The sequence below is a fragment of the Treponema sp. OMZ 790 genome (assembly GCF_024181285.1).
Classification (GTDB): Bacteria; Spirochaetota; Spirochaetia; order Treponematales; family Treponemataceae; genus Treponema_B.
The window spans coordinates 2978438-2999780 of sequence record NZ_CP051201.1 but is presented as its reverse complement, the minus strand read 5'-3'; the positions used below and the strand labels follow the sequence as shown (position 1 = coordinate 2999780).

The following is a 21343-nucleotide window of genomic DNA, read 5'->3' as shown; positions in this document are numbered from 1 at the left end:
TATTTTTACTAGGCATTTATGCAATAGATACATGGAAAATATTATAATGGAGAAAATTTATAAAATAGAAATAAATAAGTCTTATATTTTTACGACCCCGTCGACTTATATTTTGATACGCCGAATCGCCAAAAAAGATAGGCAGGAATTAAAAAGAAAAATGAAAGAAGGGGTAAAAAGGCGAGGGCCGGGTTTTCATATTTATCGAATAAAAACCAAAGAGGATAGTATTGAAAAAGAGCATAAGGAATTATAAATGTGCAAAAGCGTAAAATTTTGTTTCCGTATATTGAAACGGGATATGAGGCAAAGGTTCCGGCTCCATGTGTAAAAATATTCATAAATTCAAGACTCTGTATTGTAAAAAAAGAAATAGCTGCATAGATTAAAAAGAGTCCTGAAAATACTGCCATGCCTCCTAAGAGCATAAAGAAAATGGTCAGAGCCTTTAAAAACGACCAATCTATATTTCCGAATTTTAAACCGTAAAAAAATAAAATGACGGCTATAATAAGTCTTCCTATCCTTGAAAATTCGAATTTGCTTCCCAGAACTTGAAGGGTGAGTCTTCGAGGGCGTAAAAGAAGTCTGTCAAAATCTCCGTTTATAATCAGAGAAGAAAATGAATCAAAGCCTCTTGCATAGCTTTCGGTAAGGGCAAAGCTCAACTGCATTATTGAATAACAAAAAATAACTTCGGCAAAGGAAAATCCTTTTATGGACTGAAAGCGCGCAAATAAAAAGTAAAGAGCAAAGATGCTGTTGCAGGTTAAAAGAAACTGCCCCAAGCACGACAAAAAAAACGAAAGCTTATATTGCATTGTGCTTTTTAAAAGAATACCTATATATCTAAAATAAAGTTTTAAACCGTTCATACCTATCTTAAAAATTTTAATTTAACCTCCTTGCACCACCAATTTTTTTTCTGCCGCCTTTGCAATAAGTTTCCCCGATATAAATAAAACAATGAGCCAAAATATTTGAAGGAGTATTTTTTTACCTGCATCGGCAGTAGAAATATCGTAAGAAAAAATTCTTAAAGGAATATTTTGAATCCCCGTGAAGGGAGACAATTCCAAAATCTTTCTTATTGTTTCGGGGAAAAAAGGAATGGGAATTACCTGCCCCATAAGCATTTCCGAAGCCGATAAAAATACTATTTGAAGCCCTCTTGGAGAAACCGTAAAAAAACAAAGCACATATATCAGGCAGGTAAAGGCAGCTGCCGTACAAAGGCCTAAAATCATGGAGCCTATAAATATTAAAAAAGTAATAGGGTCAGGCATTACGAGACGGTAGGGCATAGGTAAAATTGCGGCAATTATTAAAACGGGGAAGCATCTTAAAAGTCCTCTTGCAAGTCTAAATGCTGCTGAGCGGGTAAACCAGAGAGTGTATATTTCGATCGGTTTGGACATTTGGTAAACAATGGAGCCTGAAACAATAGAGTCCGTTATATCGCCCTCGAAGGTCCACATTGCAAAAAATGCTAAGAAGGCTTGCTGCATCCAAATATAAGAAACAAAGGCGTAAAAGCCCATAGGAAAGTTTTGCGGAGAGGATTCATAAAAGGCTTTGAATAAGATAATAGTTAAGGTTCCCCATGCAAATTGAGTCGAAATACCTGCAAGGGCGGCAGCCCTATACTGTAAGTTTGCGATAAATCTTATTTTAAAAAAAGAAAGATATTTTTTCATAAGCTGCAGAGTCCTTAGCAATTTTTTTTATAAAACTCGGCGAGGCTTTCATCCAAAGAGAGGTTTTCTTTTTTGATGTCTTTTAAAGTTCCGTCCAAAAGAATTTTTCCCTTGTCTATTAAGATTATGCGCTCGGTAATTGCTTCAATATCCTGCATATCGTGGGTGGTTAAAATAATTGTTGTTTTATTTTTTTTATTCAGTTCCGAAATAAATTTTCTTACCGTCAATTTTGAAAGAGCATCAAGCCCGATCGTCGGCTCATCCAAAAAAAGAATTTTTGGGCTGTGCAAAAGAGAGGCCGCAATTTCGCACTTCATCCTTTGGCCTAGGGAAAGTTGGCGGGCAGGAGTTTTTATAATTTCTTTTAAATCTAAAAGACTTATCAATTCTTCCAAATTATTTTGAAAAAGATTTTGAGGCACGGAATAAATATCCTTTAAAAGCTCAAAGGAATCTATAACGGGAATATCCCACCACAGTTGAGTTCTTTGTCCGAAAACTACGCCGATATTTTTTACATATTCCACTCGTTTTTTCCATGGAACAAGACCTGCAATTTCGCAAGTACCGGAGTCCGGTGTAAGAATACCGCAAAGAACTTTTATGGTAGAGCTCTTTCCGGCTCCGTTCGGGCCGATGTAACCTACGGTTTCTCCTTCATTAATCGTAAAAGAAATATCGTTTAAGGCTTTTATATAATCATAGTCTCTCTTAAAAAGAGCCTTTGCTGCTTCTTTTAAGCCCTTATTTCTTTTTGAGACCTTGTATGTTTTGCAAATATTTTTGACCCTAATCATTCTTTTTTCCATAAAAATTTTTATTGGGGCGGTATTATATCATTTTGAAAAAACTTGTTCAATAGAAAATTCAAGTCTGATTTATTTTTTCCGAAACTCTAGTTATGAAAAAGCGGATTTTTTATATTTTAATTTTTGGTTTATCTTTTTTGTTTTTTTCATGTTTGAGTTTGTTTATAAGTCCTCCTCATTTAATCGAAAGCCGAGGCAGATGTTCGGCTGAAGATTTAACCGCCTTTTTTATGAGTCAAAATCCCAAGGCCGATAGGGCTAAGGTAATGCGGCTTGCTCAATTTTATATAGAAGAGTCTGAGGCTGAAGGAATAAATTCGGATATTGCTTTTTCGCAAATGTGCTTGGAAACAGGTTTTTTACGCTTCGGAGGTTTGGTAAGCGTGGAGATGAATAATTTTTGCGGCCTTGGTTCAATCGGAGAAGGGAAAAAAGGAGAAAGTTTTCCAACCGAGAAGACGGGAGTTTTAGCCCATGTTCAGCACCTAAAGGCCTATGCTGCATCCAAGCCTCTTGTCCGCCCTCTAGCCGATCCGCGGTATAAATATGTTAATCCTAAGGGAAAGGCTCCTACAATTTACGGGCTTGCCGGAACTTGGGCGGCAGACCCAAACTACGGCAAAAAACTTGAAAACATATTGAAAAGATTGTACAAATCGGTTTATTAACCGGAACTATTCAATGTATATACTCTTGTCAAGTTATATTATATAAAAACCTGCCCACAAACCTGAGTTTACAAAAAGCATAAAAGCTTGTATACTTAAAAACAAGAGTGTGAAAAATTTTATCTATGGAGGAACCATGATAGAAAATATAAGTACAAAAGAACAGTTTGAATCAAAATTTCTTGAAGAAGAAAAAGAAATCTTAGTGCTTATCGAAACTAAAACCGGCGGGGCATTTAAATTTGGCGATATGTGGGTACCGTCTAATCGCCCGCTCGCTTTTATCGACCTTGCGGATAATTCACTTTATTCCGAGTCCATTCGCTTAGAGTGGCTTGTAAAAGATAGGGATTGGAAATATTATTTTAAGCCGCAAACGGCCTTCCGAGTGAAGGTGCGTCCGCAAAAACCGAACTCTTCTTCGAAACATAAACATCTTTTTATGCTCGTGGAAGTCTTAGAAGAGGACGTGAAAGATAAAAGATTTGACAAAATTCTAAAAGAATATAATACCGAAGTTATCTATGAAGATGAGGATTTTTATTTTGTTCTGAATAAAGAATATAACTGGTTCGAAGGTGCAATAAAGTATAAGGATGAAGATATTGACCTGAATGTAGAAACGGAAGATTTGGAAGAATTAAAAAATATTTTGAGTGCTTATAAAGCCGCAACAAAAAATTTCGATGAGTGGCTAAACAGAATAAAAAAATTTGCAGCAGAACAGCTTACCGGCTTGGCAAATGATTGGCAGGAGAAGGAGACTCCCGAAATTACTAAAAAAGACTTCTTCGACAGGGTTGAACTTTCGAGTATTGTTCTCGAACCTGAAAATAATTTTATTGTTTACCTGCATGATGATGATATGTTTTTCGGGCACATTATCTGTGTGTACGGAAATCTTGACGGAAAACTCGATAGTGCGAATATAGAAGGATAAAAAATGAAAACAATGAATGAAAATTTAACGGCAGAAGTCATTAAAGGAATGGGCGAAGAAATAGATCTTTATCGGCTCATTGACCCTATGTGGTACACCGTAAATATTTACGGAACGCATGAAGAATATCTAAAATCGGCTAAAGATTTTACTTTGGAACAGCGTTACTTATTAGCCCTGCAGTGGTATACGGTGGAAACCGATAACGGCGGTCATCATCAGTTTTTTTTCAACTCCACAGGTATTGTGTGGCAAGACGCCTTGGAAGGTCTTAAGCTTTTTGGCATTGATGATTTATATAAGAACTTCTTGGAAGTGATAGAATTTTTTGGCGGCTCAATTTCTTTTGATAGGAAGCAGCGCTGGGATATGCTTTCAGAAGCGGAAAAAAAAGATGAAGAAGCTCTTAATGATTTTTTGGATAAGCATGATAGGTTCTATTATAATCACGATGAATTTGACGATAAACTGATAACCTACATTAAAAACAACCCCGAAAAATTTGTCTTCGTCGGCAGTTACGAAACAGATGAAGAGTAATGGAAAGATACAAATACTGTGTAGAATCCGGAGGGAAATAACATTATGACTAAAGAAGAATTAATACAACTTGCTAAAAATATAATGAATGCTGCCGGAAAAACAGAAGAAGAGAATAATGAAATGCTTTTGAAATTTTTGGATAATATTCCAGATCCAAATGCTTCCGATTTATTTTTCTCCTTGGAATATGCCGGTTTAACAGCGGAAGAAATTGTTGAAAAAGCATTATCTTATAAACCTCTTCAATTATAATTTTGCATAAAGTTTTTTGAGGTGATTGTCTTTCTGCTATCAAAGTCAATACCTTGATAGCAAAACCGAATTAGCGTATAATAGATATGGGTTAGCGGGTGATAATCCTACTTGGAGACATGCGAACATGGAAACAAATAATATAATAAACGGGCTAAAACATTTATCTGAAGGACTATTCCTACCCGAAGAATGGATTGATTGGTGGAAACAAAATGAAAAATTTGCAAAACAATTTTTGTCGCCGCGGTGGTATTTAAAGATAAAACCTAAGATGCCACAAGGTTTAATGGGTGCCGCTCTAATATCTCAAAATGCGGCTCGTGAATACTTAAAATCTATAAATCAATCTTATAACGAAAATTCACAAGTCAATTATATGGAAGGATGGCGAAAGCAAATAGATGATATCTCCTTGAACTATGACAAAGTTGATATTATTGATTTTGACTTGAAATTTACCAAATTGAAGCAAAGTTACCCTAACTTGTTTACCGTAATAAAAAAACACTTACTGAAAAATGATGTTGTGGAAAATAATTTAACCGAAGAAAAATTAACCTCATCATTCTTTTATAAATTATTACATAGTGATGTGATTGCATTTTTTTATTGTATTTCGCAATTAAAAATGGAAGGAATTCTTATTGATTTTGATATGTTAGAATTACGGAAGGAATATATTAAATTTGGGGAATTATGGTTGAATAGTGATGGGGATGAGTTATATATCATACCTCATGAAACTTCTGTATATTTGCATGATATAGGGAAAAATCAAATACATATTATAAATAAATCATTTAATTCATTTATTGAAAATGATTTGAGTCATTTTATCTCTGAAAATATTTAGTCTTTTACTCTGTTTTGAAGTGATTATCCTTTCCTTTGCCAAGGACAACACCTTGATACCGAAACCGAATTAGCGTATAATAGATACAGATATAAAGAATAATATGGACTTCGGTTTAATAAAAAATAGCAACATAATTACAAATGGAGATCTATCTGTTCTTAAAAGTTTTACTTTTAAAAATGGAAGGAAATTTTCTTCTTATATTTCTTTTGTTGAAAGATATGGTTATGGATTATCATCCGGACTTTTTATAATTTATATTCCAATGGTTAATAATCCGGATTCAATTTTTTTAAATCGGGCGGAGATACAATATTAAACTATGATTTATATTAAATACTATAATAAGAGCAAAGGTTGCTTTTTAGAAGACCTCAATAGAAAACCTGATCCCGAGATTGAAAAAAAATTAAATATCCAAGCTGATGTCATCTATCAGTCGCCTCATACAAGTAAGATCACTTGGGCGGCAAAGAGAATAGACGAAAATTACATACGCTTAATGGTATCCGATAAAGCCGTAAATAAAATTGTTTCCATAAAATTGGAAGATGAATTTAGCGGTTCTGAAATAGCTTTTGCAGGCTTAAATGAAGAGAATCGTATAATAGTATCTTTTACAGCAGGACAGGACGGTTCTCAAGATTATTGCATAGAATTAGACAATAATGAGCTGAAGGTAATATATAAGTTCCCAAAGAATTTATCCTATATGTTTAGCTTCGACAAATATGCTTTGCTTGCAGATTTTTACAGCTCAAACTTTATTAAAATTTCATCCTCCGATTTTACACAAATTCTCGAGAAAACATATTCACTATTTAAAAAAGATTCATTATCCAATATCCAAAAAATCAATGATAGTTTCGGAATCTTTTGTACTACTGAAGGGAAATGCTATCTTTTCGATTTATCTACACTTGAATTAATTGATGAGCTTATCATCGATTGTACGATAGGTGAATTAGAAAATAGCTGTGGTGTGAATGCACTATTTCAAACAAGGGATGAAATGATCTTCCAATATCGCAATTATAAAAATGGCAAAACAAGCATTGAATGGATCGGTGTAGATAAATTATATTTGGATAAACTTATCAAAGAACAAAAACTGTGATATAATTAAAAAAGGACAAATATTATGAAACTAATAGAAGCTCTAACAAAATTTAGTAATGTGTTCGGCAGAAATAAAACCGATCTGGGAAATTTTTCCGTCATTGATGATGCCGTGAAAAATACCGAATGCACAGATGAGTTGGATCAGTTTTACTCTTTGATGTCTTTCGATAATGTGTTAATAATCGGAGGAGAATTCTTTCTTACCATTCAACCTAAGATAAAACTTGATAGAGCTCAGGAAGGCTGGTACATAATTCTTAATAAAGAAGGACAGCGGCAAAACGATGATACAAAGTGGAATAAAGATTGGGTTGTATTTGCAAATAGAAATGATGATGCTGTTTACTTTGACAAGAAAAATGGAGGAGTGTATGGTTCTATCGATAAAAGACAGATCTTTCATTTAAGCTCTTCACTTGCCGATTTCTTTTTTCTTTTATCTGAATGTATGAAACTGGAAGAAGAAAAATATAAATTTAACACAAGCGATGATGAGGAAGAGCCTTTAGAAAATTTTATTGATGATACGGAAGGTATTCTCTCGCAATGCTTAAGCACAAAGCAAGTTGAAGATTTTCTATCGTTCTTTTTTGGATAGTTCAGTGGCTCCGATTTGTCAGGAAGGAATTGTAACTTATATTGATACCGAAGATGAAAAGTTTTGAGGCTGCGGAGAATGCGGTAATGTTTGGTTTTCAAAAGAAGATTTGGGTATAAAGTCATGAATTTAGAACAGTACTACTCCGGTGATGATGTTTGGGATAATTTCGTGGAAATAGCCAAAAAAGAAGTTGCCTCTGCCGGGTTTAATACAGACAAATCTATTTTAGATAAACTAAAAAGAAAACTGAAAGACAATGATGATATAGCTTATGTTGCTTACTATCTATTCTACAATGATAGTCTTAATTGGATTGAAAGAAGAGTTTCAGTTTTAGATAATCTAATGCCGATAGGATGTCTCTCATCTGAAGAATTAACTAATAGATTGCGAGAAGTATTATTAAGAGCTCTTCTGTGATAAATGGAAAAAATTATGGATAAAGATAGAACAATAAAAAAAATAAATTTAGATAGACTCATCAAAGAGCAAATACTATGATATAATTAAAAAAGGAGGCCTTGGTATGATAAATGAAATCTATAAGAGGATTGGACAACGGATTTCGGATTCAATTAAAGAAAAATGGGTTAATGCTGTTTTGCAGATTGAATATATAGGGGCGGTAAAATGCTTTTTGCAATATAAAAAACCGGACGGCACAGCCGGCAACATAGCCTTAGTTGACAGTTTTAAAAATATGAGAGACATAAAAGATTTGCACAAAATAATGACAGAAGACGGAAAAAATAAATGGAACAAAGCCGTTTTTTATTTAAACGCTGACGGTTCATTCAATATGGAATTTGAATGGGATCAAAAATTGCAAGATGAAATAGAAAAATTATGTCAAAAATAAAAGATATATTTTCATATTCTTCGCGCTGGGATAGCATCGGGCTTAGCTGTGCAGGATGTAAATATTTTCAAGGACCGATCCAATGGCCTGATACAGAAAAGCAAAGCAGATGTGAGCTGCACAATATTTCATTAGCCGTGCAAATAGGCAAAAGCGGCTATATGACAGGCGAATGGTTTTGTTCTTCGTTTGAAGGACGAGCAGATGAGCGGGCATATAAAGAGTTTTTATCGTTAAAACCAAACCTTAAAAAAGATGTCCTATACGGCGGCTACGGCAAGGATGGAAACTTAAAAGAAGTAGATATGAATAAACTGAAAATTAAAACATCGATGGTAGAAAATATCAACGCTATATTACATCATATAAAATTGAGAGGAGGAAAAAATAAATGAAGACAACGCTTTTTCCGAATTGGACATTAGACGAAATAGATGAAACGGGTGCAATTTCGGAATATTTTCATAATGAAAAAATGCCTTTCACCGAAGAGACTATGATTAATTGCCTTAAAATGAACCGTAATAAATACGAAATCTATTGGTCTGTTTTAGCTCTGCGTATGCTCGGAACGCAGAAAGCAATTCAATATTTAAAAGAAGTTACCACTTATAAGAACTTAGATGTGCAGGGTGCAAGTGTTTTAACGATTGCTTACTTAGCCGAGGGGACTGAAAATAAATATTTGGCGAGCCTCTTGTTAAATCAAGATTTCAAAGCAAAGTGGTACGCAGTTGTTGCCTTCAATCACAAACCGGACGGCAAGGCTGTTCCTTATGCAGCTGAGTACGGTTTTAAAACAATCAAAAGCTCAAAAAATAAACCTGAAGCGGGTTCTTTAATAGTTGAGTATCTTGCAAGATATGCCCCGGAAAATGAACTTGCAAAAAAGATATTTGCAAGGATAAATAAAGACTTCGAGAATCTTTCTCCCAAAGAACAGGAAGTTTTCACAGTGAATTTTCCGCATATCTTTAGAAATTAATATGAATAAAATTTTAACTACAACAGTAATGGTAATTTTTACTCTCTTAGTTTTTACAGCCGATATACTGCTGATTACGCGGTTTTTCATGTTGATAAAACAAAGAAGATATAATGATTCGGCCCCCCTTTGGGGCGGACTTCCGGATTTATTTCCCAAAATTGAAAATAGATATTTTAAAACTTTTTTGAACTACATCACGCTGAATATTGCGGTGTATATCATCGGGTACTATTTTCCAAGCAAATGGCCTGGTGCCAAAGCTCTTAGATTTTCTTTTGATGTTGTTATCGAAGGGTATAGATTTTTAATAGCATTTATAATAACAAACCTTTTTTTAGCTATTGGCCGGCTCACAAGAAAAATAAAAATTTTTCAACAAAATACAATGTCGGTTAAACTATATTACATTGAGCTTATCATCATTCCTATAATTGTTGTTCTTTCTCTTTATTTTTTTGACAGTGTTTTCAAAGTGCTCGCAAAGTATTATCTTGAATTGTCTATGGAGTAAGGTATGAAACAAAAATTGATAAAACGGCTGCAAATATTTTTCGATAGACACCCTTCACTAAGGGGAAAGCCTGCCGATATTGAGCAAATTACCGCTGCCGAACAAGAACTTAATATAAAGCTCGATGAGGACTATAAGGAATTTATAAAACTTTTCGGAGGAGCTTATGCGGGTTTGACGATACACGCTTTTGAAAATGGAGAATCCATAGGCAAAGAAACAATTATTGAATTAACCCGTTATGCCCGGAAATTATTTAATGATATAAAACTGTTCCCTGAAATAAATACAAGTCTTGTGATTGCAGATGACGGTTCGGGGAATCCGATAGCGATTGAAGCTGACGGAAGCGTTGTTTTATTTGATCTCGACATAGAAAAAAAGCGGGTTATTGCCTGTTCATTTGAGCGTCTCATTGAACAAAATTTTGAAGAGTGGTAAAAAATGATAAAATAAAAACGAGGTGGGAAAATATGGGAATAGGAATAACGCCTGAAATGGCGGTCTTAGCAACTCCTTTTTTATTGGGATTGTTTTTACTGGTAACAATAGGTGCAAAGAAATTTGCAACGAAAGAAAACCCTAACGGACTGATGACAAAAAAAGGCAGGATTGCCTCTGCAATAGTTTTGTCCGTTTCGATTGCCGTTTCCGCACTGTGGTGGTATTTAGTTTACGGCAAGGGCAGCGGCGGTGCTGAGGTTAAAGATGCCTTAATCACGATAGGTATAACCGAAGTTAGCCTTTGGGTATGCGTCTTGATTATTGCTATGGTGTTTAAACTTAAAAATAAAAGAAAATGATATCGAGCAATATATGGATTTTTTTTTGAGTGCCGCAATCGGCGGAGAAATTACGGCTGAGGTTGACGGAGCAAAAATCATTCATTCATTGATGATAAAAATGAGAAAATCTTTAAAAGAACATTTTGAAAAATCTTCTTTTGAAGGTCTTAATAAGATAAAAATCAATGTGTATATCGGCGCAGATGTTTCCGCTTATTGTGAAAAAACCGGTATTAGCGTAAGCCGGTATTCCAGTACAAAAAAAGAATATACGGCGGAGTTTTGTATCGATAAAAATTATTGGACTTTAGAACCCCTTCTTCCGATAAAAAAGAAATTTATTTTGATTATGGAAAATTTATTGATAAACTCAGGTGAACTGATCGAAAAAAAACTTAAAGCTGCCGGCTGCAATTTCGATTGCAAACTATTTAAAGAAATCGTTCTTAAAAGTTTAGCGGAGGTATAAAAAAGAATATGATAAAATATTCAAAAGAAGCATTAGATGAAGCATTACTGCAAGCTCAAAGCAACGATATTAGTATGAGAACAAAAGGAATAAGGTTTTTAAGACAAGCCTCTTGTTTGGAAGTCGGCACGAAAAATACATATCCGATAAGGGATTGGTTTTCAGAAGCTGCTAATTATACAAAGCTGTTTGAAGTAATACAATCCGAAAAAGATCCGAAGCTGTTATGGGAATATTTATTTTTGATAAAAATGTATTGTGAGCGTTATATTGATTCAGCTCATTTAGTAAAAAATTCTGAAACCTTTATCCAAAAAAAAGAAAACATGGAATTCAAAATAAAAGCTTGCAAACTCGGAGAATTATTTTTGGTACACCAAGATGCTTCAGTAAGACAGGCCGCAGCAAGTCTGCTTTGGTACTTAAAGAAAACTTCCGAAGTTTGGCCGATAATCATAGAGCTTATGCAGAAAAAACACGATTATATAACACTTTCTCATATCGGCATAATGATTTGCAATTGCTTTTCACTTTTGAATGACGATAGAACTATTACGGATTATTTGGAGAATACCGCGGCAAAGGAAAGTCTTATTTCGCTAAAAGATGCGGCAGCTTTAAAGGATGCCTCAGCACTTGCATTGGAAAAAGCTCCGGCAGCCGCAAAAAAAGCCGGCTTTAATTCCGTTTCTGAAACACTTGACAATATAATTACAGAGCTTACAAAAATCAATAAAAAATGATAGAATAGACATAAGATGCTTATTTTAGCAGGAGATAAATATGAACGGAGAATTATACCTAAAAAAAGGATTGCTTCAACTAAACAAGAAATTGTATGATGAAGCCTTGGAAACTTTGAATAAGGTTATCGAAATGGATGATGATCTTGCCAGTGTGGTATCTGCAAAATGTATTTTGGGTGAATATTATTTTATTCATCAAAACTATGAAAAAGCAAAAGAATTTTTATCATGGATTTGCGATATGCAGGATGAACTTGAAGAAGAGTTTGACGATTTACTTTCAGAAGAAATTGACACTGCCTATGTGTTGATGGAGTTAATTGAAAAATATAATCTGTAATATGAAAAATAATTCTTATATTCACAACTTAAAAATAGATGATGTTCCTTGGAATCGTCTTCCTACAACTTATGCAAGAGCAACTCTGTTTCCTCAATATTTTGAAGTATTGGATAATATGCAGGAATCGGATAAAATAGAAAAAGCATTAGATGAAATTTCAATAAACATTGAACATCAAAGTACTCTATGGTATGCAACTCCGTTTGCTCTTGTATTTCTTGGAAGAATTTTTATTAAAGCATTAAATCAAACTGAAACAAACATAAATGCAGATTATATAGTGGAGAGGCTTCTCGAAATTTTTGATGTAATAGCTGAATGCTGTTGCGATGGAGAAGTACTGGAACATCCTGAACCCTTGCCTCTTTTTGAAGATATGTTAAAAGAAGAATATCTATGGTCTGAAATTTATAATGAAGAAGATGATTTACTCCGGTACGAGGAAGAAAATGTTTTCCCCGGTAATCTATTTTATAGTTTTTATTATTATTCTTTTGAAGTATTAACAACTTATCGTGAAGAATTTGCCAAATTAAAAGATACAAAATTTGCAGAAAGTGCAAAAATACTTTCTTCACGGGTCGAAGAAAAAAATTAATAATCAAAGATAATACATAAATAAGGAGGATATGATGAAATTATTCCCAAGTATTGATGAAGTTTTTGAAAAAGCACACCCTATTTATAAAACGCTTTTTTTCCGCTAATGAGTGTTGATTTGCAGGATATGGATAAAGGTGCGGGTAAGGTACATTTTATATCTGTCTGGGGAAATGGAGGGGTTGATGATTTTATGATTTTCGACAATATTTCTTTTGGAATGGAATTTATAAAATTCGATTGGAATGGAGAAAAATATTTTTTTGATGATACGCGTTTTAATCCTGAATATATTGACATACTTCAAAGATGGGAAAAGATATCAGCCGATTATAAATTATACGCAGATCAATTAATAAACTATTGGGTTACTCGCGATAAATATTTTGAAACAGGAAAATTTATTCAAGGTTCGGCCTATACACATGGTTTGAACGACGAGGAAAGAAAACCGATTATTTCTTTAAGTAAGACAAAGACAACTACACGTAGCAATGAACTGGTAGGAAAGGTTTGCGGGTACAATTATAAAACCAATGGCGAAGATGAAATCGCCTTGTATATAGACCGCAAACAAAACAATGTATTTCAAAAATTTAACCGGACATAATTTTGGAATGACATAAAAATATAGGGAAATTAGTATGATGAACTATTAGAAAAGTTTTTTCCGATGCTTTACCGGAAGAATAAAAAGAATGGGTTGTGAATGCTTAGTGAAGAATTACAAACTGAAAAGGAGAACTTATGGTAAATAAGGAGCATATAATGTTATTAAGTGATGATTTAAAAGAAATATTGCAATTGGAATTACATGCAGGTAATACCATTACAGAAACGGCAACAGGCGGATTTTCTAAAACCGAACTGGCTCATTTGTTTGTTTTCCTTGAAAAACCTTTTTTGACTCCCGTACAAAAAAACATACCCGGAATAACATATACCGAAGTCAATGACGTACATTACTGGAAAGCGGAATATACCGATGAAGTAAATCATCAAACCCTTGCTTGCAAATTTTAACCGGAGAAAATAAACCGAGGACTGTAACGACGCTTGCAGTTTCGAAATCGGCGAAATAGATTGTATCGAAAATCCACAGAACCTGCCCATTTGGTTTAAAGAGAAGAAAAATCTCAAAGAATTATTTCATCAATATCTGTTTCAAAACAAGCTGAAAGAAGCATGGTTTACTATGAACAGTAAAGACTGGTTGTTGAAAGATGTTGCGGAAGCTTTAAACTTGCTGAAAGATAAAACCGACAACGAACTGTTTCATTTAATAGCGGATAACTGGATTTACGGCTGGGAACATTCGGATTGCGGTGAAGAAGAAAAATATTAATTTTGGTGAAAATAACGACTTGGGAAAATGTAAAAAATAAGTATATGTAAATTAAAAAAATGTGGTATAATATATAATATATTATAATGGCGGATAATAAATAAGTATGTGTATAGAAATAATGATTTGTATATTTTATTAAAGGGCAGTTTTCATCCTTATGACTATCCAGCATATATTAATGTTTAATTAGGAATTAAGAATTAATAGAAACTTGTATAATAAAAGTAAACAAGTATAATGGAGAATATTATGGGAAGAGTTTACAAAAATTATACAAAGGAAATGAAAGAGCAAGCGTGCCGAATGGTGCTTGAATCAAAGATGCCGGTGAAAATTGTAGCCGAAAGATTTAATGTAGGTTTGCAGCTTCTGTATCGGTGGATAAGTCTGTATGAAACCTATGGAGATGAAGCTTTTGTCGGTTCCGGCAAGCTACGCAGTGAAGATGCAAAGCTAAAGAAACTGCAAAAAGAAAACGAGTATTTGAAACTGGAGAATGAAATCCTAAAAAAACTTCGGGCATACTATGCGGAACAAGAAGAGAACAGGTTAAAATAACCAAAAAACTTTTTCCAAAAGAAAAAGTGAGCATAGTATGCCGAATACTCGGAGCTTCGCGCAGCAGTTATTACCGAAAAAAAAGAGCGGTGAAAGAAGAAGAAATTGCACTTGAAAAAGCAATCGTTTCAACATTTAAAAGAAATGACGGCAATTCAGGAAGGATACGGATAAAAAAGGAGCTCGCCAATAATGGAATAAAGGTGAGTGAATAGAAAATCAGCCGTATAATGAAAAAATATGGTTTAATAGCAAAAGGAGGTAGAAAGAAAACTAAAAAAGAGATTCAACAAAAGAAAGTTCAGGCAAAAGAAAAAATTATGAGACAGAATTTGATTATTGATAAGTTCTCCATAACTGTGCCGAACAAGCTGTGGTGCTCTGATATAAGCGAGTTTAGGATAGCAAACAGAAAGCTTTATGTTTGCGCAATAATTGATGTTGCAACAAGACGTATTGTAGGAAGGGCTATTGCTTTACACATGAGGGAAAGCATTGTACATGATGCTTTTAAAATGGCGTATGGAAGGAATCCTCATCTTGCTGAACAGCCTTATTATCATTCGGATGGAGGAGCTCAATTCACATCAAAAGCAACAACAGAGTTGATTGAAAGGGCGGGCTTTATCAAAAGTGTTTCCCGACCAGGGATACCGCAGGATAATCAGCCAATAGAGAGCGTTTGGAAGACGATAAAGCGAGAAATGCCTTCAATACGGCATATGAGATTTGATGAAGCAAAGATGACTATTGTCAAATATATTGAGCTTTATTATAATGGTGCGAGGCTTCATTCGAGCATCGGCTATCAATGCCCGAATGATTTTTACTATAAATTAGCAATTTAACTTGTATACTAATACTTGACAAGTTTCAGACCAATTCCTCATTACGAATTATGAATTACAAATTAAACAAAAGAAAGATATAAAATGAGTTACGATATAAGCCTATATAGAACTGAAACTAAAGAAAAAGAACTTCATTCGAATGATGAAAACTTTTTTGATAATTACGAAAACTTAGTACCTTTCACGGAGGAACAGTATTGCAGTTTAAGAGCAAGATTGGAAGAATACGATTATGTGCTTCAAGAAAAAAATAAATACGGTTTGTTATTCGGGCATGAAGAGTATGGAACTGCATTGCTTACCGAAGAAGCTCTGTTCTTTACCGCTTCATCTGACGAAGATGATATTTTCGAGGTAGGACTGATAGCTTACGAATTGACCGATACCGGCGAATTTGCCAAATATGACCCGCAAGATGACGGCTGGGAGGAGATATACTAATGTTCCAAATGGAAAATTTATGGAGCGAACTGAATGAAATGATACCTTTCTATTATAAAGATATAATAGAGCAGTTCTCACTTGTTACTGTAAAATTAAATGATATAGAAACCATTCTTATAAAAAGAAACAGTTATGGTTTAAAAGTATCGATTGATAGATTTAATGCGTATTTAAGTTATATAATGAGGAATGACGATAAAAAATTAGTGCAATTAAATTGTGATAGCTTTATTGTGGAAAAGTTTGATAAAAAGGACAGAGAAGGGATTGTTTTAGGGGAAACGGTTAGAGAATCAATTATTAATGATTTGTTAATTTTAAAAAAAGGATTGCTGAATAAGTTTAGCTGTTTGCTGAATGGAGACAAACAATGGATTGACAGCTATAAAAAATCCGAATGGTTTTATCGGGAAGAACGAGTGTCCGCAGACACCGAAGAAAAAATAAAATTGTTTTTATAAAGGTTTATAATAATGGTATAATTAATCGGGAATTATAATTAAACAAAAGGAGATAAAAATATGAAAATAATATACCAACGATATAATGTGTGGAAAGGCATACTTAAAACCGAATCCGATACAATAGAATATTGGGACACGGTGAACAAAACAAGACTTTTTAAGAAGTTTCAAAAAGGGCAGATGACTATTGAAGATATAGCCCGAAAAAATCACGAAGACGGTCTTCTTTATGAAGTTACTGTCTTGGAAGAAGATACCCCGGCTGTTTTTTTACAGATTAATCATAAAAACGAATTCATAGGGGTCAATTTTATGGATGAGGTGGGACGTGCTTATTTAACTTATCATTTTTCCGAAATCGAAGCGAAAAAGAAATTGTTTTTAAATGAAGTCTGGTATAATTACTATACACCCGGGGATAAATCTTTTGATAATGAAGAATATCGGATTAATTTTATTTTCGATAGGGAGGGCAATGCCGCCTACCGCAAGTACGACGAAATAAATAAAAAAACAATGGATTATGAAACCAAAGAGCCGCTTGATATTAACGGCTTATATGAAGATTATCCCGAGTTCGGCAATTACAGCGGATTAATCAAAAAAGAAAGAAATATGAAGTTTCTTGCAGACGTATGTTCTATTAAACTATAAGGAAAATAAGAATATGAAAGAATTAACTAAACATTCTATGTGGTATTGTTACTGTATTCTCGGTAAAGTCGAAGATTTGTTACAAGGCTTGGAGTATCCCGAGAATTGGATGAAATGCTACGAAGTCATTGATAAATTTATAAAAGGTTTGCCTCGTAAAAGTATTCACTCCGAGCAAATGAAAAATAGAATTCTTAAAATTGAAAAAAACGGAGTTCCCAGAATTACCGGCAAAAATGCGCCTTTGGGTGGAGTTTTGACATGGAATCGCAAAAACAATGAAAAGATATGTACACTCTATCTTAACGAACAGATTAACGATATTAATCAGGCAAAAGCGTGCGGACTTAGCTACGGCGACTGGCAGATAAAGCAATTCCCCCAACGCGACTCATATATTTATTTTCATAGAAACACTGTAAACGGTTCTCTATCAAAAGATGTCAATATAAGAAATCCCTTAGTCGGATATTACCCCGATTTTATCTTTGATATGCCCGGTTGCGGCGACCCGTCGAATGATCATATAAGCAATTTTAAAGCTCATATCGAAGTTTATATTTACATAAGCGAGCGTTATGCAGATATAAAAGGCGAGCAGGAAATAGAAGAATTTGTTATGGAGATGGCAAAATTGGCAAATGCCATAAAGGTCGGCAAAGCCAAAAGCGTATGGTGCAGAGAGTGGATAGACGAATTTGGCGATAATCATTTGGAGAATCTGATATGGGGCTCCCGAGCCGACAAACGTACACTTGAATATTCAGCTAACGGAAAAATTACAGGCTGGGAAACCATCTTCGAAAGATAGTTGTAATGTTAGTCAAAACACCTTAAAAAAGTATTTCCTGTCTGGGCGAATGATTTTCCCTCCAAAAGAATATGCTGACGGCTTCAACTATCTTGAAACTTGTTTACTTTTATTATACAAGTTTCCTTTGTTGTAAATTCGCTATTTACCTTTTCCCTCCTAATAGTTGCCAATCACCTCATTTTCTACTATAATAAAGATAGTATGAAAAAACTTAACGGACTCATAGCTTCCGACGGTTTAGCCGCCGGGCCCTTATATTGTGTGATGGAGCAGCCTGAAACGGTGATTCCGTCTTATTCCATATCCGAAAATGAAATCGCTTCGCAAAAATCAAGATTGGCCGGAGCCGTCGAAAAGGCAAAGAACGAGCTTTCCGAATTAATATCCTCATCTTCGGATGGGGAAAAAAGCGAAAACGACAAGACCGGCGAAGATATTATCTCTACCCACATTCTTATGCTGTCGGATACGGCCTTTTTGGATTCCGTTTTTTCCAATATCGAAAAAACAAGAATGAATGCCGAGTCCGTTTTAAAAAGAAAATTGGACGAAACCGTTGCGATGTTAAAATCAGCCGGAGATGAGTACCTGAGTGCAAGGGCTGTGGATATTCAGGATGCCTTTGAATCCGTCTTTGTCCATCTTCTCAAACAGGGGCCGAGGGATTCCCGATTTACAAAGGTTCCCAAGGGTGCGATTATTGCAGCCAAGCTGATAAAACCCTCTGAAGCCCTCTTGGTCAAAAATGCGGGAGTGAGCGGTATAATCATGGAAGAAGGCGGAGTTACCAGCCATATTTCGATTATGGCCCGCGCTTGGGATATCCCCATGCTTGTGGGCGTAAAAGACTGTATGGATTTTGCCAGAACAAATATGCCTGCAGCCCTCGATGCGGACGGCGGCTTTGTTTTGTTTAACCCTTCCAAAGCCCTCATAAAAGAATATGAGGTCCGTATAGAAAAAAGAAAGGCTGAAATTAAGGAGCTCTTGGAAGCTCAAAAAAACTACACCGAGCGCCTTTCGATTACAACAAAGGACGGGGTTAAGGTTTCGGTAAATGCAAACATTGCCTTCCCCGAAGAAATTGAAAATAAATTCGTTACCGTCTCGAACGGCATAGGCCTTTTCCGCTCCGAGTTTTTATTCTTAGAGGACGGAAAAATTCCCGATGAAGATACCCAATTTGAAGCCTATAAAAAAGTTGTTGAGGCAATGGGCAGAAAGCCGGTAATTATCCGCACCTTTGATGTGGGCGCCGACAAGATGATTGACGAACAAGAACATTTACGCGAAAAAAATCCTCTTCTCGGCTGGCGGGCAGTCCGCTATTGTATAGACAGAAAAGAAGTATTTAAAACTCAAATCAAGGCTATCCTAAGAGCCGGAGTATTCGGAAACGTTTTTCTTTTAATTCCTATGATTTCAAATATTGAAGAAATTATCGAAGTTAAAAAAATAATTGAGGAATGTAAGCTCGAATGTAATGCTGCCGGAAAAAAAATAATTGAAAAGGTCAATGTCGGAATCATGGTTGAAGTTCCTTCGACGGCTGTAGCTGCCGACCTCTATGCTCCGCATCTGGATTTCTTTTCTATCGGAACAAACGATCTTATTCAATACACGATGGCAGCAGACAGGGAAAACACAAAGGTTGCCTATCTTGCAAACTATTTTGAACCGGCTGTCCTGCGCCTTATCAAAAACGTCATCAATGCACAAAGATTTATAAAAGAGCAGGAAGGGCATTTGGTTTCGATGTGCGGCGAAATGGCCTCGCATGAAGATGCAGCCTTTTTGCTTTTAGGAATGGGCTTGCGGCATTTTAGTATGCCTGCCGGAAAAATTTTAAAAATGCAAAAGTTTATGCAGTCTGTAAATGTCAAGGATGCGGAAGCCTTATATGAAGAAATTAAAACTTTAAACTCCGCAGCTCAAATAAAAGAAAAGGTACAAAAAACATTGGAGAAATATTATGCCGAAAAATAAAGACGATTTTTTTGAAGAAGAAAATATAAACAATGAGAGTCCGGAAGTTCCTGAATTTTCTCATCAAAAAAAATATAAGAACATTCCCCTGATAGCCATTGTAGGCCGCCCTAACGTCGGAAAGTCTACATTGTTTAACCGCTTTTTACGAAAGCGCCGCTCGATCACTGATCCGACTCCCGGTGTAACCCGCGACCCTGTTGAAGCTCAGGCAATCGTAAACGGTCTTCCTGTTCTTCTTGTAGATACGGGCGGTTTTAAACTGACCAGGAGCGGGGAAAAGACAGAAGATACTATCGACGAGCTTGTTATGGAAAAAACTATTTCCACATTAAAAAAGGCCGATAGGATTTTACTTCTTCTTGATGCAGGGCTTGCAACTGCTGAGGACGAAGAGTTTATTCAATTTTTGCGCCCCTATTTTAATAAGTTGGTTGTTGCCGTAAACAAGACCGAGGGCGGAAGGCTCATGGCAGAGGCTTGTAACTATTACTCTTACGGCTTTAAGTCCTTGACCTGCATAAGTGCAGAACACGGCGACAATATTTCAGACTTGGCCGAAGTACTGACAGAAGGACTGGACTTTAGCAAGGCAGAAGAGTTTGAAGAAGATGCCGGAATAAGAATTACTATTGTGGGTAAACCCAATACGGGAAAATCGACCTTGGCAAATTATCTTACAAATTCTTCCGCCTCGATAATTTCGAATGTTGCAGGGACCACCCGCGATATTGTTGAAGGCGAATTTTCTTATAAAAATAAAAAGTTTGTGATTCAGGACACGGCAGGGATAAGGCGTAAGGCAAAGGTGAACGAGAATATAGAATATTATTCCGTAGTGCGTGCAATTAAAAGCATGGACAATGCCGACATAGTTTTTCACATGATAGATGTTCAAGAAGGCTTAACAGAACAGGATAAAAAAATTATAGTACAGGCTACAAACCGCGGGCTGGGCGTTATCTTTGTTTTAAACAAATGGGATTTGATGGAGCAAACAAAACAAGCCTTTAAGGATGAGGAAGAAAGAATAAAGGTTATGTTCGGCAAAATGGACTATGCTCCCGTGCTTGCAATTTCGGCAAATGAGGGAACGGGAATTAAGGAGCTTTTAAATACTGCCGTCAAAATGTTCGAGCAGCTGAATAAAAAAATAGAAACCTCAGCCCTTAACATTGCCTTAAAAGATTGGCTTCAGGCAGCTCCTCCTCCGCAAGGCCGTCAAACAGCTTTTACCTTTAAGTACATTGTGCAGACCGGTTCCCGCCCGCCTGAGTTTTTATTGTTTTCAAACAGGCCCGATTATGTGACGGAATCCTATATGCGCTATATTCAAAATAAAATCAGAAGCGATTTGGGTTTTGAAATGATTCCCATTTTGTTAAAAGTTAAGGGAAGCCGAAAGCGCTGGGAAGAAAGGCTTTAGAGC

The 21343-nt window shown here is 35.3% G+C and carries 33 protein-coding genes; 30 read left to right on the top strand and 3 right to left on the bottom strand.

Annotated features, from left to right (window positions below; all coding sequences use genetic code 11):
• Positions 1–89 precede the first annotated feature (89 nt).
• Genes E4O01_RS14220 through E4O01_RS14210 form a run of 3 tightly spaced genes read right to left on the bottom strand, consistent with a single transcriptional unit; the run spans position 90 to position 2497 of the window.
• The gene (locus E4O01_RS14220; protein ID WP_253692957.1) at positions 90–875 is read right to left on the bottom strand and encodes an ABC transporter permease; all 786 of its coding nucleotides are present in this window, start codon (positions 873–875) and stop codon (positions 90–92) included.
• Between the two features lie 21 nt (positions 876–896).
• A complete protein-coding gene (locus E4O01_RS14215; protein ID WP_253692956.1) occupies positions 897–1697 on the bottom strand; it encodes an ABC transporter permease in 801 nt (266 codons plus the stop codon).
• A gap of 14 nt (positions 1698–1711) precedes the next feature.
• A complete protein-coding gene (locus tag E4O01_RS14210; protein WP_253692955.1) occupies positions 1712–2497 on the bottom strand; it encodes an ABC transporter ATP-binding protein in 786 nt (261 codons plus the stop codon).
• Between the two features lie 104 nt (positions 2498–2601).
• On the opposite strand from E4O01_RS14210, the gene E4O01_RS14205 reads away from it, so the two are divergent.
• The 30 genes from E4O01_RS14205 (at position 2602) to der (ending at position 21340) form a co-directional block, all read left to right on the top strand.
• Positions 2602–3177, top strand: coding sequence for a glucosaminidase domain-containing protein (locus E4O01_RS14205; RefSeq protein WP_253692954.1), 576 nt, complete (start codon positions 2602–2604; stop codon positions 3175–3177).
• A gap of 136 nt (positions 3178–3313) precedes the next feature.
• Positions 3314–4117, top strand: a complete 804-nt coding sequence (locus tag E4O01_RS14200; protein ID WP_253692953.1) for a DUF2262 domain-containing protein — start codon at positions 3314–3316, stop codon at positions 4115–4117.
• 3 nt (positions 4118–4120) lie between these two features.
• Positions 4121–4657: a DMP19 family protein gene (locus tag E4O01_RS14195; protein WP_253692952.1), complete on the top strand. Its 537-nt coding sequence runs from the start codon at positions 4121–4123 to the stop codon at positions 4655–4657.
• Between the two features lie 45 nt (positions 4658–4702).
• The gene (locus tag E4O01_RS14190; protein ID WP_253692951.1) at positions 4703–4912 is read left to right on the top strand and encodes a bacteriocin immunity protein; all 210 of its coding nucleotides are present in this window, start codon (positions 4703–4705) and stop codon (positions 4910–4912) included.
• A gap of 127 nt (positions 4913–5039) precedes the next feature.
• The gene (locus tag E4O01_RS14185; RefSeq protein ID WP_253692950.1) at positions 5040–5768 is read left to right on the top strand and encodes a hypothetical protein; all 729 of its coding nucleotides are present in this window, start codon (positions 5040–5042) and stop codon (positions 5766–5768) included.
• 325 nt (positions 5769–6093) lie between these two features.
• Positions 6094–6888: a hypothetical protein gene (locus tag E4O01_RS14180; RefSeq protein WP_253692949.1), complete on the top strand. Its 795-nt coding sequence runs from the start codon at positions 6094–6096 to the stop codon at positions 6886–6888.
• A 24-nt stretch (positions 6889–6912) separates the two neighbouring features.
• The gene (locus E4O01_RS14175; protein ID WP_253692948.1) at positions 6913–7491 is read left to right on the top strand and encodes a hypothetical protein; all 579 of its coding nucleotides are present in this window, start codon (positions 6913–6915) and stop codon (positions 7489–7491) included.
• A gap of 123 nt (positions 7492–7614) precedes the next feature.
• Entirely contained in the window at positions 7615–7914 is a 300-nt protein-coding gene (locus tag E4O01_RS14170) for a hypothetical protein (protein ID WP_253692947.1), read from the top strand.
• A gap of 106 nt (positions 7915–8020) precedes the next feature.
• Positions 8021–8353: a hypothetical protein gene (locus E4O01_RS14165; RefSeq protein WP_253692946.1), complete on the top strand. Its 333-nt coding sequence runs from the start codon at positions 8021–8023 to the stop codon at positions 8351–8353.
• Positions 8341–8748 carry a hypothetical protein gene (locus E4O01_RS14160; protein WP_253692945.1) on the top strand — a complete coding sequence of 136 codons (408 nt, stop codon included), beginning with the start codon at positions 8341–8343 and terminating at the stop codon, positions 8746–8748. Before E4O01_RS14165 ends, E4O01_RS14160 begins: the two co-directional genes overlap by 13 nt.
• Complete coding sequence (locus tag E4O01_RS14155) at positions 8745–9338, top strand: hypothetical protein (protein ID WP_253692944.1); 594 nt, start codon at positions 8745–8747, stop codon at positions 9336–9338. The genes E4O01_RS14160 and E4O01_RS14155 overlap by 4 nt, the downstream gene beginning before the upstream one ends.
• 1 nt (position 9339) lies before the next feature.
• Positions 9340–9852, top strand: a complete 513-nt coding sequence (locus tag E4O01_RS14150) for a hypothetical protein (protein ID WP_253692943.1) — start codon at positions 9340–9342, stop codon at positions 9850–9852.
• Positions 9853–9855: 3 nt separating this feature from the next.
• Complete coding sequence (locus E4O01_RS14145; RefSeq protein ID WP_253692942.1) at positions 9856–10293, top strand: SMI1/KNR4 family protein; 438 nt, start codon at positions 9856–9858, stop codon at positions 10291–10293.
• A 32-nt stretch (positions 10294–10325) separates the two neighbouring features.
• A complete protein-coding gene (locus E4O01_RS14140) occupies positions 10326–10655 on the top strand; it encodes a hypothetical protein (protein WP_253692941.1) in 330 nt (109 codons plus the stop codon).
• 13 nt (positions 10656–10668) lie between these two features.
• Positions 10669–11106 (top strand): Imm12 family immunity protein, encoded by a 438-nt coding sequence (locus E4O01_RS14135; RefSeq protein ID WP_253692940.1) that lies wholly within the window; start codon positions 10669–10671, stop codon positions 11104–11106.
• Positions 11107–11114: 8 nt separating this feature from the next.
• On the top strand, positions 11115–11849 hold the full coding sequence (locus E4O01_RS14130; RefSeq protein WP_253692939.1) for a hypothetical protein: 735 nt from the start codon (positions 11115–11117) through the stop codon (positions 11847–11849).
• Positions 11850–11889: 40 nt separating this feature from the next.
• Positions 11890–12192 (top strand): tetratricopeptide repeat protein, encoded by a 303-nt coding sequence (locus E4O01_RS14125; protein WP_253685711.1) that lies wholly within the window; start codon positions 11890–11892, stop codon positions 12190–12192.
• 1 nt (position 12193) lies between these two features.
• Positions 12194–12793, top strand: coding sequence for a hypothetical protein (locus E4O01_RS14120; protein WP_253719297.1), 600 nt, complete (start codon positions 12194–12196; stop codon positions 12791–12793).
• Positions 12794–12922: 129 nt separating this feature from the next.
• On the top strand, positions 12923–13405 hold the full coding sequence (locus E4O01_RS14115) for a hypothetical protein (protein WP_253692937.1): 483 nt from the start codon (positions 12923–12925) through the stop codon (positions 13403–13405).
• A 158-nt stretch (positions 13406–13563) separates the two neighbouring features.
• A complete protein-coding gene (locus E4O01_RS14110; RefSeq protein ID WP_253692936.1) occupies positions 13564–13818 on the top strand; it encodes a hypothetical protein in 255 nt (84 codons plus the stop codon).
• A 172-nt stretch (positions 13819–13990) separates the two neighbouring features.
• Entirely contained in the window at positions 13991–14140 is a 150-nt protein-coding gene (locus E4O01_RS14105; RefSeq protein WP_253692935.1) for a hypothetical protein, read from the top strand.
• A gap of 252 nt (positions 14141–14392) precedes the next feature.
• Positions 14393–14701: a transposase gene (locus E4O01_RS14100; protein ID WP_253692934.1), complete on the top strand. Its 309-nt coding sequence runs from the start codon at positions 14393–14395 to the stop codon at positions 14699–14701.
• A gap of 89 nt (positions 14702–14790) precedes the next feature.
• Positions 14791–14916: a hypothetical protein gene (locus E4O01_RS14685; protein ID WP_256484053.1), complete on the top strand. Its 126-nt coding sequence runs from the start codon at positions 14791–14793 to the stop codon at positions 14914–14916.
• 3 nt (positions 14917–14919) lie between these two features.
• Entirely contained in the window at positions 14920–15549 is a 630-nt protein-coding gene (locus E4O01_RS14095; protein ID WP_371819663.1) for an IS3 family transposase, read from the top strand.
• 84 nt (positions 15550–15633) lie between these two features.
• The gene (locus E4O01_RS14090) at positions 15634–15993 is read left to right on the top strand and encodes a hypothetical protein (protein WP_253692932.1); all 360 of its coding nucleotides are present in this window, start codon (positions 15634–15636) and stop codon (positions 15991–15993) included.
• Positions 15993–16457, top strand: a complete 465-nt coding sequence (locus tag E4O01_RS14085; RefSeq protein ID WP_253692931.1) for a hypothetical protein — start codon at positions 15993–15995, stop codon at positions 16455–16457. Before E4O01_RS14090 ends, E4O01_RS14085 begins: the two co-directional genes overlap by 1 nt.
• 60 nt (positions 16458–16517) lie before the next feature.
• Positions 16518–17114, top strand: coding sequence for a hypothetical protein (locus E4O01_RS14080; protein WP_253692930.1), 597 nt, complete (start codon positions 16518–16520; stop codon positions 17112–17114).
• Between the two features lie 13 nt (positions 17115–17127).
• Positions 17128–17925, top strand: a complete 798-nt coding sequence (locus E4O01_RS14075) for a hypothetical protein (protein WP_253692929.1) — start codon at positions 17128–17130, stop codon at positions 17923–17925.
• A 204-nt stretch (positions 17926–18129) separates the two neighbouring features.
• Positions 18130–19914 carry a phosphoenolpyruvate--protein phosphotransferase gene (gene ptsP, locus E4O01_RS14070; protein ID WP_253692928.1) on the top strand — a complete coding sequence of 595 codons (1785 nt, stop codon included), beginning with the start codon at positions 18130–18132 and terminating at the stop codon, positions 19912–19914.
• The gene (gene der / locus E4O01_RS14065; protein ID WP_253692927.1) at positions 19901–21340 is read left to right on the top strand and encodes a ribosome biogenesis GTPase Der; all 1440 of its coding nucleotides are present in this window, start codon (positions 19901–19903) and stop codon (positions 21338–21340) included. Before ptsP ends, der begins: the two co-directional genes overlap by 14 nt.
• Positions 21341–21343: the final 3 nt, after the last annotated feature.